The organism is Arthrobacter sp. AD-310 (assembly GCF_054656615.1).
The window spans coordinates 118,647-133,243 of the sequence record NZ_BAAHNO010000003.1; the positions used below are offsets into that span (position 1 = coordinate 118,647).

The 14,597-nt window shown below is 61.5% G+C and carries 15 protein-coding genes; 6 read left to right on the top strand and 9 right to left on the bottom strand.

Annotation, left to right across the window (positions count from 1 at the left end):
- Positions 1-14 precede the first annotated feature (14 nt).
- The 4 genes from ACYQ1Z_RS01715 to ACYQ1Z_RS01730 all read left to right on the top strand — a co-directional run bounded on the left by ACYQ1Z_RS01715 (position 15) and on the right by ACYQ1Z_RS01730 (position 4,749).
- The gene (locus ACYQ1Z_RS01715; protein ID WP_459790639.1) at positions 15-1,328 is read left to right on the top strand and encodes a UDP-glucose dehydrogenase family protein; all 1,314 of its coding nucleotides are present in this window, start codon (positions 15-17) and stop codon (positions 1,326-1,328) included.
- Positions 1,288-3,201 carry a DUF4012 domain-containing protein gene (locus ACYQ1Z_RS01720; RefSeq protein WP_459790641.1) on the top strand — a complete coding sequence of 638 codons (1,914 nt, stop codon included), beginning with the start codon at positions 1,288-1,290 and terminating at the stop codon, positions 3,199-3,201. Before ACYQ1Z_RS01715 ends, ACYQ1Z_RS01720 begins: the two co-directional genes overlap by 41 nt.
- A gap of 178 nt (positions 3,202-3,379) precedes the next feature.
- Positions 3,380-4,006: an LPXTG cell wall anchor domain-containing protein gene (locus tag ACYQ1Z_RS01725; RefSeq protein ID WP_459790642.1), complete on the top strand. Its 627-nt coding sequence runs from the start codon at positions 3,380-3,382 to the stop codon at positions 4,004-4,006.
- A 332-nt stretch (positions 4,007-4,338) separates the two neighbouring features.
- On the top strand, positions 4,339-4,749 hold the full coding sequence (locus ACYQ1Z_RS01730) for a VanZ family protein (RefSeq protein ID WP_459790715.1): 411 nt from the start codon (positions 4,339-4,341) through the stop codon (positions 4,747-4,749).
- A 14-nt stretch (positions 4,750-4,763) separates the two neighbouring features.
- Here ACYQ1Z_RS01730 and rfbB read toward each other — a convergent pair whose 3' ends face one another.
- Complete coding sequence (rfbB, locus tag ACYQ1Z_RS01735; protein WP_459790643.1) at positions 4,764-5,762, bottom strand: dTDP-glucose 4,6-dehydratase; 999 nt, start codon at positions 5,760-5,762, stop codon at positions 4,764-4,766.
- A 64-nt stretch (positions 5,763-5,826) separates the two neighbouring features.
- Here rfbB and rfbA point away from each other — a divergent pair, with 64 nt between their 5' ends.
- Positions 5,827-6,732, top strand: a complete 906-nt coding sequence (rfbA, locus tag ACYQ1Z_RS01740) for a glucose-1-phosphate thymidylyltransferase RfbA (protein ID WP_459790644.1) — start codon at positions 5,827-5,829, stop codon at positions 6,730-6,732.
- 69 nt (positions 6,733-6,801) lie between these two features.
- Here rfbA and galU read toward each other — a convergent pair whose 3' ends face one another.
- The 7 genes from galU to ACYQ1Z_RS01775 all read right to left on the bottom strand — a co-directional run bounded on the left by galU (position 6,802) and on the right by ACYQ1Z_RS01775 (position 13,320).
- A complete protein-coding gene (gene galU, locus ACYQ1Z_RS01745; RefSeq protein ID WP_459790646.1) occupies positions 6,802-7,692 on the bottom strand; it encodes a UTP--glucose-1-phosphate uridylyltransferase GalU in 891 nt (296 codons plus the stop codon).
- 57 nt (positions 7,693-7,749) lie between these two features.
- Positions 7,750-8,652, bottom strand: coding sequence for a nucleotidyltransferase family protein (locus tag ACYQ1Z_RS01750; RefSeq protein ID WP_459790647.1), 903 nt, complete (start codon positions 8,650-8,652; stop codon positions 7,750-7,752).
- A 10-nt stretch (positions 8,653-8,662) separates the two neighbouring features.
- The gene (locus ACYQ1Z_RS01755) at positions 8,663-10,246 is read right to left on the bottom strand and encodes a tyrosine-protein kinase domain-containing protein (protein WP_459790648.1); all 1,584 of its coding nucleotides are present in this window, start codon (positions 10,244-10,246) and stop codon (positions 8,663-8,665) included.
- 22 nt (positions 10,247-10,268) lie between these two features.
- Positions 10,269-11,441 (bottom strand): PqqD family protein, encoded by a 1,173-nt coding sequence (locus tag ACYQ1Z_RS01760; RefSeq protein ID WP_459790649.1) that lies wholly within the window; start codon positions 11,439-11,441, stop codon positions 10,269-10,271.
- 55 nt (positions 11,442-11,496) lie between these two features.
- Positions 11,497-11,778 (bottom strand): PqqD family protein, encoded by a 282-nt coding sequence (locus ACYQ1Z_RS01765; protein WP_459790651.1) that lies wholly within the window; start codon positions 11,776-11,778, stop codon positions 11,497-11,499.
- Positions 11,778-12,371 carry a hypothetical protein gene (locus tag ACYQ1Z_RS01770; RefSeq protein ID WP_459790652.1) on the bottom strand — a complete coding sequence of 198 codons (594 nt, stop codon included), beginning with the start codon at positions 12,369-12,371 and terminating at the stop codon, positions 11,778-11,780. The genes ACYQ1Z_RS01765 and ACYQ1Z_RS01770 overlap by 1 nt, the downstream gene beginning before the upstream one ends.
- A gap of 685 nt (positions 12,372-13,056) precedes the next feature.
- Entirely contained in the window at positions 13,057-13,320 is a 264-nt protein-coding gene (locus ACYQ1Z_RS01775; RefSeq protein WP_459790653.1) for a hypothetical protein, read from the bottom strand.
- A 361-nt stretch (positions 13,321-13,681) separates the two neighbouring features.
- Between ACYQ1Z_RS01775 and ACYQ1Z_RS01780 the strand changes: the two genes are divergently transcribed.
- Positions 13,682-13,906 carry a hypothetical protein gene (locus tag ACYQ1Z_RS01780; protein ID WP_459790655.1) on the top strand — a complete coding sequence of 75 codons (225 nt, stop codon included), beginning with the start codon at positions 13,682-13,684 and terminating at the stop codon, positions 13,904-13,906.
- 31 nt (positions 13,907-13,937) lie between these two features.
- On the opposite strand, the gene ACYQ1Z_RS01785 is transcribed toward ACYQ1Z_RS01780, so the two are convergent.
- Positions 13,938-14,567 (bottom strand): TetR/AcrR family transcriptional regulator, encoded by a 630-nt coding sequence (locus tag ACYQ1Z_RS01785; protein WP_459790656.1) that lies wholly within the window; start codon positions 14,565-14,567, stop codon positions 13,938-13,940.
- Between the last annotated feature and the right edge of the window lie 30 nt (positions 14,568-14,597).

Here is a 14,597-nt window from a genome sequence, read left to right on the forward strand (position 1 = left end):
GAAAGAAGAAGTTGATGCGTATTTCAGTTATAGGATGCGGCTATCTTGGCGCAGTCCACGCAGCGTGCATGGCAAAACTGGGCCACGATGTGGTCGGTGTAGATGTGGATGAAAGGAAGATTTCCGACCTAGCCGTAGCTACAGCACCCTTCTTCGAACCCGGTCTAGACGACCTCTTAGAGGAGGTGCAGAGCACTGGTCGCTTACGCTTCAGCACGAACAGTGCGGACGCTTACGGAAGTGCCGTACATTTCATTTGCGTGGGCACTCCACAAAAGAAGGGCGAGAACGCCGCCGACCTCACGTACGTGGACGCAGCTGTTGAAACCCTGTTGCCTTATCTTTCCCCGGGTGACCTAGTGGTTGGCAAATCGACCGTGCCTGTGGGTACAGCATCACGGCTGGCGCGCCGGATTGCGGAGGTCCAACCAGAGGCAAGTTTGATCTGGAATCCCGAATTCCTCAGGGAGGGACATGCTGTTGCTGACACGCTCCAGCCGGACCGATTTGTCTATGGGACGCACGACGGACGCGAAGATGGTCCAACCGTCGCGATCCTTGATGAAGTTTATGCCTCCCCGTTAAGCACGGGAACGCCGCGGCTAGTCACGGATCATCCGACCGCCGAGCTGGTGAAAACTGCTGCGAACTCTTTCCTTGCTACCAAGATCTCATTTATAAACGCAATGGCCGAACTATGCGAGGCAGCGGGTGCAGACGTTACGCAATTAGCCGATGCCATCGGCATGGACGACAGAATCGGCAGGAAATTCCTCAACGCCGGCATAGGATTCGGCGGGGGTTGCCTTCCGAAGGACATTCGGGCATTTATGGCACGGGCTGGCGAACTCGGCGCCGACCAGGCGCTCACCTTCCTGCGTGAGGTAGACGCCATCAATATGAGGAGACGCAGCCGGGTAGTGGAACTTACCCGAGAGCTATGCGACGGCTCCCTGATGGGTAAGCGAATCACGGTACTCGGAGCAGCTTTCAAGCCTGAAAGCGATGATGTCCGAGATTCTCCTGCCCTAAGCATTGCTGCTCAGCTTCAACTTCAAGGAGCGGTGGTGACGGTCACTGACCCGAAAGCCTTAGAGAATGCTGCGCGGCGCTTTCCCGAACTTCACTATGAAGGTCGAACAGCTACAGCTCTTCGAGGTGCGGATGCTCTGCTGCTTCTGACGGAGTGGGTTGAATACCGCGATCTAGATCCGTATGACTTGCTTGAGCACGTCTCCGCACCGAAGGTTCTTGACGGTCGGAATGTCTTAGACCCAGAAAAATGGCGTGCAGCAGGATGGCAATTCCGAGGTCTTGGGCGGCCTTAAGACCATGGGGAGAAGGGATGAGGCACCAGCGGCAAGTGAAAATTCAACTCTCAAGGGAGGCAAAGGTACTTCTTTCCTGACAAGACGGCAGCGGAACGGCGTGCTGCTAACAACTGGCGCCCTGGTTCTGCTGATCGTCGTTGGTGTTATCTGGGTGGGCCTGAGAGCAGTATCGGTTAAGAGCGATCTGTCAGCCGCTATGCAAGCCGTACCGGTGGTAAAAACACATCTTGCAAGGAATGAGTCCGTTGAGGCTGCAGCCGCCGTAGAATCGATAACGGCCCGCACTGCGGCGGCGCGAGCGTCAGTTGAAGATCCAGTATGGACCTTGGCCTCGGTAGTTCCATTCGTGGGTTCTAATCTGGCCGCAGTGGCAGAGGTCGCCAGGTCGGCAGATGACGTTTCCCGACTTGGGCTCGCTCCGCTTGTCGGCGTATTTGAAACGTTGGATTGGAACGCTCTTCTTCCGTCGGAGAACGGGTCCAATTTGCAGCCACTTAAGGCAGCAGCGCCAAAAGTTTCTAGCGCCGCGGAGGCTGTCCGGCTCTCCGCGGACAGGTTGAGGGAGATAGACGAAACACGACTACTGCCCCAAGTTGCCCAACCGCTCGTCGAAGCCAGAGAGCAGTTGCAATCCGTAGAAGGCACCCTGTCCGCAGCTTCCGATGCGGCAGCGGTCCTGCCGGGAATGCTTGGTTCGGATTCACCCCGCAGTTTCTTACTCATGATTCAAAACAATGCGGAAGCGCGCGCATCGGGCGGCATACCCGGGGCACTGGCGATCCTGGAGTTTGACGGAGGAAAGCTCTCTTTGGAAACCCAAAGCAGTGCGAGTGACTTTGGGACCATGAACCCGGCTCTTCCAGTTGACGGAGAGCAGCAGCAAATCTACACGTCGCGCCTGGGCAAATACATGCAGGATGTCAATCTGACGCCTGACTTCCCAACAGCGGCAAGTACCGCCCAAGCCATGTGGGAAAGAAGGACGGGACAGCGAGTTGATGGGGTCATATCGATTGACCCAGTGGCTTTGAGCTACTTATTGGACGCCACCGGTCCCGTCAATCTCAACCTAGGTGAGATCCGCGTTAACGAATCCGCTGGTCTTCCAGCCCGCTTGAGCAGCGAAAACGTTGTGCAGACCTTACTTTCAGACGTCTACTCCAAGATCGAATCACCTCACCTGCAGGACCTTTACTTTGCCAGCGTTGCTCAACAAGTCTTTGCAGCCTTGTCTAACGAAAAAACCAACGCAACGGGCCTCATCGAGGGCATCATAAGGAGCGCCAATGAGGGCCGAGCTTTGGTGTGGTCAGCGACGCCCCAGGAGCAATTGGTCATCTCCAGTTACAAGTTGAGCGGTTCCATATCCGGTCCTAGCACCGAGCCTGGCGAGTTCGGCGTCTACTTCAATGACGGAACGGGTGCCAAAATGGACTACTACATGAAGCGTTCCGTGCAACTGATTAAGGAATGCGCCGAGGACGGCTACGAGCAGGTGACCGTTCGTGTAATCAGTACGAACCTTGCGCCAAAGGACGCAGGGGCAGTCTTGCCGAACTACGTAACTGCGGGCGGGGCTTATGGTGTTCCCCCAGGATCAGTGCAGACAAACATAGTGGCCTACGGACCGATACAGTCCATGGTCGAGACCGTGCGACTCGAAGGACAAAGGTCTGCTTTTGCCCCCTATATGCATTCAAATAGGCCTGTTGGGGTTATAGCGCTGCAAGTCGCCCCAGGGGAGACCAAGACCGTGGACTTTGCCTTCAGCAAGATTGTTCAGCATACGGAACCTAACCTAGTTGTCACTCCAACCGTCCAAGATGTAAAGGATGTGACTTTGCCCATGCATAGGATGTCGTGCAACTAGAATCTGGACGCAGCGTTAATACTATGTAAACCGACTGGATCGAGATTGCCTGCCTCGAGTAGCAGATGGTAGCGTCTTTATGGGATATTTATCCGCAGTTCTGCACAGGGTCTCGTGCGGAGGGGACCATTCCCCAGAATCGGGTATAACAAAAACTTTTACGTCTCCGGGGGGACACATGAAGAAAGCACTCGCAGCACTCGCACTTGCCGGCTCTATCGCCCTTGTTGGCGCGGCCCCTTCAATCGCAGCCACCTACCCGGCCCTTCCGCCGCAGGCCAACGTTTCCGATGGGACCGTCGGGCCGGGAGAGCGGTTCGTCTTCCGCGGTCAGGGATTCCTCGCCGGCGAATCCCTGACCATCCAGGTAAGCCCGGGCAACCCGCCGGCGGCTTCCGGCGCCAACGTACCTGGCAGCCGCGCGGTAGCTTCACGGATCGGCGTTGTGGCAGAGGCACAAACACTTAAGGCCGCTGCTGACGGGCAGGGCGTAGTTGAGGTACCGATCGCCATCAACGAGGCCGGCACCTACTCAATTACCGCTACCGGCGACACGTCCGGCATCACTGTTGGACCCGTGACGGTAACGGTTGCTGCGCTGGTAGCCAACCCCAACGGTGCTGCAAACGCTAACGGCAACTCCGCTCTGGCCAACACCGGTGGTCGCCCGGGTGCTGCACTTGCAAACACCGGCGCTGATTCGGGCCTCGTTCTCTGGAGTCTGGTTGGCGCTGGCGCACTCGCTGCCGGTGCAACTTCTGTAGTGGTTGTTCGTCGCCGCGCCAAGGCAGAAGCCGCTGCATAAAGGCACCACCTGGCTGACACCAAAGAGGGTGGGTGATCTCCGAATGGAGATCACCCACCCTCTTCTTTAATCCTTCGACATGCGGCGTCTCGACAGCCTCGGCCATTCCAGTGCTGTCATATCCGTGGGGTTATGGGGAGACGTTGGCACAGATTCAGCGGGAACTCGACTTCTCCGCTCTCCTCCCCTGCCCTCAGATGCTCGCGTACATCTTTCTTGCCACCCGCTGTCGCCCGGGAAACTTCGGTTACAGCCCTTCTACGGATATACCGAGCGAGCGTCCCATGAGACTTCTAGACTGTTATATGATTTGGCGGCTCGTCCTCGTCGCCATGCTTTGCTTTCTGGCTTTGGTCGCCTTTTGGCCCAGCCCTGTCGATGAGCCAGTGCGGGGACAGCTCGCGGACTTGTTGAATTCCCTCCACGAACGAGGAGTACCGCGATGGTTCAACTACAAATTTATCGAAGCATCCTGCAACGTCGCCCTGTTCGTGCCGTTTGGCTTTGTCTGCGAACTTGCCTTTCCGGAAAAGTGCTGGTGGCAGGTTGGGGCTTTCGGATTGCTTATTTCCGGTTGCATGGAGCTGGGCCAGCTGCTGTTTCTTCACAACAGGTTTGCGAGCCCACTCGACTTGATGACAAACACGTTAGGAACTGTGATCGGCGGGTTGCTGGCAGCAATAGCCATTCGACACATGAAGGCCTGCAGCCCTTACGCGACAGACCTTCAAACTAACCGCTAAGCCCTTCAGCGGCGTTACTGGCCCTGTTCCTTGTACTTGGCCTCGGTGGCGGCCTTTTGGGGGCGCCACCAGTCTTCGTTGTCGCGGTACCAGGCGATGGTGTCTTCGATGCCTTCGTCGAAGTTGGAGAACTGCGGTTCCCAGCCGAGCTCGTTGCGGAGCTTGGTGGAGTCGATGGCGTAGCGGAGGTCGTGCCCGGGCCGGTCCACCACATGGTCGTAGGCGTCAGGCGACTGTCCCATGTGCTTGAGGATCAGTTCGACGACGTCCTTGTTGTTCTTCTCGCCGTCGGCGCCGATCAGGTAGGTCTCGCCGATTTTGCCCTTGGCGATGATGGCCAGGACCGCGGAGGAGTGATCGTTGGCGTGGATCCAGTCCCGGACGTTCTCGCCCTTGCCATAGAGCTTGGGGCGGACGCCGTCGATCACGTTGGTGATCTGGCGCGGGATGAACTTCTCCACGTGCTGGTACGGGCCGTAGTTGTTGGAGCAGTTGCTGATGGTGGCCTGCAGCCCGAAGGAGCGGACCCAGGCGCGGACCAGCAGGTCGGAGCCGGCCTTGGTGGAGGAGTAGGGGCTGGAGGGGTTGTACGGGGTCTGCTCGGTGAACCGCTCAGGGTCATCGAGCTCCAGGTCGCCGTAGACCTCGTCAGTGGAGATGTGGTGGAACCGCTTGTTGTGCTTCCGGGCCGCCTCGATCAGCGTGTAGGTGCCGATGATGTTCGTGTCCAGGAACGGGCGGGGGTCGTGCAGGGAGTTGTCGTTGTGCGATTCAGCAGCGTAGTGCACCACGACATCGGTGTCCGCCACCAGCCCGTCCACGAGTGCCGCGTCAGCGATATCGCCCTGGACAAAGGTGAAGCGGTCCTCCGGCAGCCCTTTCAGCGACTCGAGGTTGCCTGCGTAGGTCAGCTTGTCCAGGACGGTCACATGGTCATCGGTGTTATCAAGTACGTAATGGACAAAGTTGGAGCCGATGAACCCGGCACCGCCGGTAACAAGAAGTCGCTGCATCAAAACATGATTTCACGCCGGCATTGATTTGGCGCAATTACAATACGTAACGGAAAATGTTTTCATGCGCGGAATAATCCTCGCCGGGGGAACCGGCTCACGTCTTCATCCAATTACTCTCGGGATTAGTAAACAGTTGGTCCCGGTCTACGACAAGCCGATGATTTACTACCCCCTCTCAACCCTCATGCTCGCGGGTATCCGGGACATCCTGATCATCACCACACCGCACGACGCTGACCAGTTTCAGCGTCTGCTTGGTGATGGTAGCCGGTTCGGTATCAATCTCAGTTACACCCAGCAACCTTCTCCGGACGGCTTGGCCCAGGCATTCGTGCTTGGAGCGGAACACATCGGCAGCGGACCGGTGGCGCTGGTCTTGGGAGACAACATCTTCTATGGCCCCGGAATGGGCACGCAATTGTGCAGATTCGAGAATATCGACGGTGGTGCAGTTTTCGGCTATCGCGTCGCTGATCCCTCGGCCTATGGCGTCGTTGAATTCGACGCAAGCGGACGCGTTATTTCTCTCGAAGAGAAGCCCGCCCACCCCAAAAGCCACTTCGCTGTCCCTGGCCTCTATTTCTACGATAACGACGTGGTGCAGATTGCCCGCGAGCTGAAGCCTTCTGCACGTGGTGAACTGGAAATCACTGACGTCAACCGGGCGTATCTAGAGCGCGGCAAACTCCAGGTAGAGATTCTCCCGCGGGGAACGGCTTGGCTCGACACTGGCACGTTCAATGACCTGAACGACGCGTCTGAGTTCGTCCGTACCATCCAGAATCGGCAAGGACTGTCGATCGGCTGCCCCGAAGAAATCGCTTGGCGACAGGGGTTCCTAAGCGACGACGAACTGCGGGAACTTGCCCAGCCCCTGGTCAAGAGCGGCTACGGCAGATACCTAATCGAACTACTTACGGAAGATGCCGAAGCCGCGTCACGGCGACTTCAACTCGCCTCGACATAACCAAAGATCGAACTAAACCTATGGGCCCACCGCATCAAGCAGTGGGCCCATAGTTCGCGAGGATCCGGTCTAATTTACGAAGCCCTTCATCCAGGTCTTCAGGTCCTCGCCGAACTCCACGCGCTCGGAAGCCAAGGTGATGACGGCCTTCAGGTAACTAAGCTTGTCACCGGTGTCGAAACGGCGGCCCTTGAACACCACACCGTACACGCCGGAGCCTTCGCCTTCACCGGCGGCCAGAGTCTGCAGTGCATCCGTCAGCTGGATCTCGTTGCCGCGGCCCGGAGCCGTGTTCTCCAGGACACCAAACACCGACGGGTGCAGCACGTACCGGCCAATGACGGCCAGGTTGGACGGTGCTTCGCCTACTGCCGGCTTCTCCACCAGGCTGTTGACGCGGACGAAATCCTCGCCCTCGACAGCGGTGATATCCGCGCAGCCGTAGGCACTGATCTGCGACGGGTCCACCTCGATAAGTGCGATCACGGAACCGCCGGTCTTCTGCTGCACCTCCATCATGGTGGACAGGAGGGACTCGGCCTCATCAATCAAGTCATCGCCCAGCAGGACAGCAAACGGCTCATTGCCCACGTGCTGCTTGGCGCACAGGACCGCATGGCCCAGGCCCTTGGCCTCACCCTGGCGGACGTAGTGGATGGGACCCAGCTCAGACGCGTACTGAATAGCCTCCAGCCGGTCCTTATCGCCCTTCTCCTCCAGCACCCGTTCCAGGCCAGGAGCGCGGTCGAAATGGTCCTCCAGCGCGCGCTTGCTGCGTCCCGTGATCATCAGGACGTCGCTGAGGCCGGACTTGACCGCTTCCTCTACCACGTACTGGATGGCCGGACGGTCCACGACGGGCAACATTTCCTTCGGCATTGCCTTGGTGGCGGGCAGGAAGCGAGTTCCCAATCCGGCAGCAGGAATGACGGCTTTGGTAATTGCTCTCCCCATAGTCATAGGTGAACCATATAAATTTCGCGCCCCGAAAGACAATTGAGAAGGTATTCTGCCGCCTTAGCCAGCGGACCTCACATCACGAATAATGCGGGGAACGGCGCGGAGGAAGCGGCTCCATCTGGCCCGATGCAGCAAGAGACGCCCGCGCACGGACAGGTCGGCGTAGATGTTCCCGCCCAGGAAAGTCTCGGCCGACGGAAACACGGCCCGCCACAGCATCATCGGCTTCTCCCACCAGGGAGCCTGGGCGAGGGCAAGAAGCCTGGCACTTCCCGGTTCCCGGGCGATCAGGCGGTTGCGCCACTCCAGTGAGGGCTGCGGCCAGTCCGGCATAGCGCTGTTGGGCAGGAGGTCTTCCAGGAAGGGACGCACTGCCGCCAACGAGCCGGTTGCCGAGGCGGTCTTCAGGACGGCCACCGCGAGCCCGTCCCGCTCCGAGAGGCGGGCAAGGTAGTCCAACTCCCGGCGGCAGGCCGGCAGGTGCGGAGACCGCAGCGCGTGCAGAGCCATAACCAGGATCCCCAATGGCTTGGTCGGAACTCTCAACACCTGCCCCGCTAGCGCAAGTTCTTCAGTCAGTCCGCACATGGTCTCAAAGCATTCAACAGCTGGCTTCTCCATCCCCGGGAAGCGGGTATGGACGTCGATGCAGCAGGGCCAGTCCGGATGGTCCACCGTCACTGAGTGCTTGGGAAACGTCCTGCCGTCCGGATCCACCGGACGTTCCCGCCAACCCCGCTCCCGCAAACCCTGCAGCAGGGCCTCCAGCTCTGCGGGGCCAACGAAGACGTCCACGTCGGTTGATGTCTTGGGCTTTCTCAATCCCATCTGGACGCTGGCCGGCCCCTTAATAAAGAACACCCGGACGCCAAGGCTGTCTGCCAGCCGGGACACCATGGCATGGGCAAGGAGCACGCCCTCTGAAAGGCTCAGGTGCGTTGCCGTCGTAAGAGGAGCCATGGCTGGGTGCCTACACCTTTGCCCGGCGACCGCTGAGGACAGCCTCCACGGTGCCCTCGGCAGCACTCATCGACGATACGTCGGCAGCCGTGACCTCTTCGTCGGCCACAGGCACCGACGACGCCGCGGACGTGTACGTCCCGTAGTACGAATAGGAGTCGGTCCCCCGGGTTGGCACGTAGTTGAGCACAGCCCCAAGGACCCGGCCCTTGACCTTCTCCAGGTTCCCCAGCGACTGCCCCAGCTGCTCCCGCGTGGTCCTGCCCGTCCGGACCACCACAATGGCGCCGTCCGCCGCGCGGGAGAGCACCGCCGCGTCCGTGACGGGAAGCAGCGGCGGCGCATCAACCAGGACCACGGCGTCTTCGGCCAGGGCAGCGAGCATGTTCTTCATGGCCTGGGACCCCAGCAGCTCGCTGGGGTTCGGCGGTATGCGGCCCGATCCTAGGACCGACAAGTTCGGCAGGGCACCCCACGGCTGCAGGACGTCCGACAGCTCCGCCTTGCCCGTCAGCACATCGGTGACGCCGGCGCCGGGGACCAGGTTGAACACGTCCACCAGCGTGGGCCGGCGGAGGTCGCCGTCCACCACCACAACGTTCTCGCCGGCTGCGGCCATGGTCACCGCGAGGTTGGCCGTGACAGTGGACTTGCCTTCCGACTGCACCGAACTGGTTACCACGATGATCCGCGGCGGCTGGTCCACATCCAGGAAGCTGAGGTTGGTCCGCAGTTCCCGGAGGGCCTCGGCCATCGCTCCCCCGGCATCCTGGAGCTGCGCTGCGGTGCCCGCGTCCAGCACCGTGCTCCTCTCATCCAGCCGGTGGTCCACGGGAAGGGTGCCGATCACCGGGACGCCGAAGAGCTGCTCGATCTCGGCGGCCTTGCTGATGCGCCGGTCGAGATACCGCCGGACTACTGCGTAGGCCACGCCGAGGGCCAGGCCAACGAGTGCGCCCAGGGCCAGGTTCAGTTTCAGGTTGGGCGACGTCGGGCTGGTGGGGAGGACCGCTTTGCCCAGCGGGAGCACCCGGACGGCAGTCGCCGTCGCCCCCGCCGGTGCGCCCGCATCCGCCGAAGCGGAGGCGCCGGACGCAGCGCTTGCGTCGCCTGCAGGCGCCGTCTCAATCGCCTCCACCTGCGCGGCAAGGCCGTTCACCCAGGCGTCGGCCACCCGCTGCGCCGTGGCGGGGTCCCTGGACTCGGCCGTCACCCGGATCTCCGCAGTGTCGAGCGGCACCTTCACGCTGATGCTGCCGAGCAGGGCATCCGCCGTCGTGTCCAGGCCGAGGGAGGCGATGACCCGGTCCGCCACCAGCCGGGACTTAGCCACGGACTCGTAGTTCTTCACCTTCGCCTTGGCCAGGCTGTCCCCCGCCAGCGACAGGCTCACGTTGTCCGAGCCCGGGGTGACCACAATGCCGCTGGAGTCCGACGAGTAGATCCTGGGCTGCAGGACCGTCCAGCCGGCCGCCGCCAGCGTGCAGAGCAGCGTAAAGGCCACAATGGCCTTCCAGTACACCCGCAGCACGCGCAGGTAGTCCGCCAGGTCCATGCCGGGGGCCGCTTCGGCGGGCGCAACGGTTGCGCTCATGGTTGTTCCTTCCAACTTCCGTCTACTTTTCGTTTGTTTCCAGTACGAACTTTGCGAGGAGCTGCTCAACAGCGCGTACGACGGCGGCGCGGTAACCTTCCGGCGCGCCGTGCACCTTTGTCACTTCTTCAGCAAGCCGCTCCGGCGGGACCGGACCGGCGCAGGCCTCCCAAATGGCCGGGCCGATGCCGGTGAGCCGGACGATCTCGTTGTCCAGCATGATCAGCAGGTCGCTGCCGACGGCCACCGCATCCTTGGCTGCTACCCGCCGGATCCAGCCCTCCACGACGGGTTCGGCGTTGTTCCCTGCTGCGCGGGCCTCCCAGGCGGAGTCTTGCCCGGGCGTCGTCGCCTGCCTTTGAAATAGAGGCTCCAGGGCGGTTGGGAGGTCTGCGGCTTCCGAGTAGGTCACCTGCCAGACTCCCCCGACGCTCTCGATCAGGTGGCACAGCGACTGCAGCGGTGCCTCCAGCTCGCCCTGAGAGGAGGAATCCGGGATCAGGGCGAGCACCGCGTCGGCAAGCGGCACCCGTTCCAGCACCGGGCGTAGGTGGCCAGGTCCGTGGACGCGGTTCAGCAGCACGATGGACTGGATGAAGGGTTTGGCCGGTGCCGGCTGGAGGCCCAGCTCGTCAGGTCCCAGCTGGCGCTTGGGCAGGCCGGGACCCTGCTTCACCGAAAGCGGCTTGGGGTACGGAACCACCGAACCGTCCCAGTCGATGGCGACCGTCTCGTCCGTGACGTAGCCGTACTCCTGGGCGAGCACGGCTGAGGCTGTGGTCTTTCCCGTTCCCGACCTAGCGACCAGCGCCACGACAGCCCCGGTGTCCGGATCAGCCACGCCGCAGGCATGCAGCATGGTCAGTTCCCCGGCGTTCGCCAGGATGGCCGCCACCGTGAGCCGTGACGTGAGGTTCTCAGCCAGCTCCTCAAAGGAGGCAGCGTCCAGGTGGAAAGTGCCGCCGTCGTGCTTTATGGAGGGGGAGGTGACCGACGCCGTGAACGGGAGGCCGTCCGCAGGTTCCAAAGGGACCGGCGGCAGAAGCGGCTCGGGGCTGCTGATACACCGGGCCCACGCCGAACTCATGGAAACCCGCTGCTGCCAGGTGACCGCACGGCCCCAGCGGACCACAAACTGCTTTCCCAGGATTTCAAGGGACAGCAGATCACCACCGCGTGCCAGTTCCTCGAACATGCGTTGTTTCCACGACGAGCGTGTGTCCTCTGCGGTCCCCGCTGTCATCGTGCCGCTACCGCGAAGCGCCGCGGGCGGCCTCGATCAGGCGCTGGGCTTCGAGGCCGGCCAGGAAGGCTTCCACCTGGGCCTGCATCTGCCCGGACTGGTCCTCAAAGGTGGCCTCAAGCTCAGCGAGGATGGACTGCTCGGTCCGCCGTCCGTCGATCAAGTCCCAGATGGTTGCCGCGGTCCCTTCCAGGACCACGGGCTGGGACGCGTCGAGGTGGAGCAGGGCAACCCGGTCCTGGCCCTCGGTGCGCACCTCGGCGACCAGGCCGCCACGTTTCCAGACCATCAGTAGGTGACCGTGACGGTGCCCGTGAGGAGCCGGTCCGTGTTGTCGGGCAGCCGCAGGGTGATGGTCAGCGTGTAGGTGTAAGTGACCTTGCTGGGACCGGAGCCGGTGAGGCGCTGGTACTGGAACGTCATGGGGAAGCTCAGCGTCTGGCCCGCAGTCATGCCGCCCGCGTAGACGAACGTGGCGTTGTACTCGTGAGCGGCCGTGTACGGGGGCGATGCCGGGGTCATCGTTGCCGTGGACAGGGTCTGGAGCCCGGCTCCCGCCAGTACTGTGCCCACAGGCTTGATATTGACGGTGCCGCTGATGGCGCCGGTGAAGGCATTGCCCGCATTGGTGATCTGGAAGCCCGTGGGGCCGGTGCCGTTTTGGTTGGTGCCGGATCCGGTGCCTGTTGAGCTCACAAGCGAGATTGCCGAGCCGCTGCCGGCCAGGGCTGCGGTGGCACTGATGCCGGACGCAGCTGCGGCCGGGGCGGCGATGGCTGTAGCGATAACGGGCAGTGACCAGGCCACGCCTGCGACTACCCTGCGGCGGCTGAAACCGCTCTCGGCGCCAGTTGTGTCGTTCTCTTTCAAAACCTCAGACAATTGCGCCCCCTGTAGGTGTGAACTACGCCCGGCTCCACGACCGGCAGCGTGTTTCTGGCCGGGGTGTCCCGACGTCACCTACTTTTGCGAACGCGCCTAAAGATTCCTCCAGCCAAAGCTGCAAGGTTGGGTCAAGATCGCATCTGCAACCTCAAGCCCGTTCAGGCCCCACCGTGTAGGTGGTCCCGCCTTCATCCGTCACCAGCTGGTCCGATTCCCTGAGATCTGCCGAGGCGGAACAGTCATCGCACCGGCCAACGAACTGGTGGGGGCACGCAGAAAGATTGATTCCGTCCCCAGTGGATAATCGGGCTCGCATCGATCCCCCGTTCCTGGGTTCTCCCGTCTCCCCGGAAGACCCGTTTCAGCCGCCACGATGATGGTGCCGGCGAACTGCAGGAACGGGAGCCGTGATCGCGAAAGCTCCCTCCTCGCCGGCACTCCCAGTGAACAACGAGCCGAAGCGGGAAACACGAGTAGGCAATACCCGTTTCCGGCGGGCCTACCCTACCTTCCTAATACTCGGGATGCCGGACCTACCTAAGCCCCTACCCGGTTTTTTGGGCAGTCCCCGGGGCGACCGCGGGCCGGTCCCCCAATCGACTGGCACCGGCCCACGGCGGCGGCCCTGCCCAGCCTGGGCCGCCTTCACCTGTTCCCTCAGCACGGCCGGGAACAGGTGGTCTTATCCCGCTTGCACGGGCACCGGCGGGGACTGGAACGCCGACCGGCGGGACAACTCGGAGTCAACGAGGCGCAGCAAAGCGGCGCCTGAAGCGTCATTGGCGGCAGTGCCGGCCGAAGAAGAATTGTTCAGCGCCCACCGCAACTGGAGGAGGTCCGACGCCGGCACAAGGTGCCATTCCTCGAAGACATGAAAAACCCGGCCTGCAGGCGCATGGCGGAACGGCGTCTTATCGACGACGGGGTTAGCAGTAGTGCGCAGCATGGATGAGTCTCTCGTGGGGATCCCAAGAGGCTGGCTGCTCAACCAAAAGTAAGCACACAATATCGAACGGGGCGCGAAAGCGCATTAGTTTTCCGTTTTTTATGGAAGCGTGACAACGCTGCCGCCACCGGCGCCCACTGCCCCGCGCCGGGGATACCGCAACCGGCTATTCCTGCTAAGAAAGGCGAAGGAGGCGGCCCACCCCTGACCGGATCTTCGAAACTTTTACGCCGCTTCTGGACAGACTTGTCTGTCCTCAGATAAATCTTTGTCTACGCATCACGGTCCGGGCTCGGCGGCTCGACCGGGATAACCGCTGGTATTGGTAGCGAAACATTTGATGGGACAGGGGACCGCTCGAATGAATGACGATGACGACATTTTGGCAGTGGCAGAGGCAGCGGCGGGACGTCAGCCCTGCGTCGACCCGGACGGCCCGCCGGTCGAGCTGCAGATAGCCATCGCGACGGCGGTGTTGCACGGCAAACCGGTTCGGGAGGTTGCCGCCGTGGCGCAGATGACAGCACTGGAGGTCGTGGACGCGGCTGAGGCTGTCACCTATCAGGCCAACCCATCGTCGCCCTGATCGCCGAAGCGACTACGTCCGTCCTCAACCGTCACGGAGCTGGTATGGCTTCACCGACCCGTGACGGAACGCTTTGCGCCCTGTGGTCGGCAATCAGCGCGCGCGCCATGCGCTGGGCCCGTCTGGCTGCCAACTTGTCGCCTTCGGCGGCAGCGATGATCGAGCCCTTCATCAGGATGTGCCATGAAAGCGCGAATGTTTCCGGATCCTGCAGGCCCGCTTCCCTGGCCAGGACCTGGACCTGGTCGCGGATCCTGCCCAAATACCCAATGCTCGCGCGTCCCAGAGGGTGGTGAGCGCCCATCTCAAGCAGGACCTTCACAAATGAACACGCTTCGAAATCATCATCATGGAACCACTGGTGGTACACATCGAAGATGGCCAGCAGCTGATCTTCGGGATTCTGGGCCCTGCTTTTGGCTTCAGGGACAACGGACCCCATCATCCACAGCTCGTCGCGCCGCTTCAGAAACGCCAGCGCCAAGTCGTTCTTGGACGGAAAATGCCGATAAAACGTCGCCTTAGCCACGCCCGATGTCCTGATCAGTTCATTAACCCCAACATCGCGGATCCCGCGCTGGGAGAACAACGCGTAGGCAGCCACGACAATACGGGTTCGGACATCATCAGGAGCTTCCAGTTCGTCTGCGATGGTCCTCATGCTCGGAAATTCTACATATGGGATGCAAGA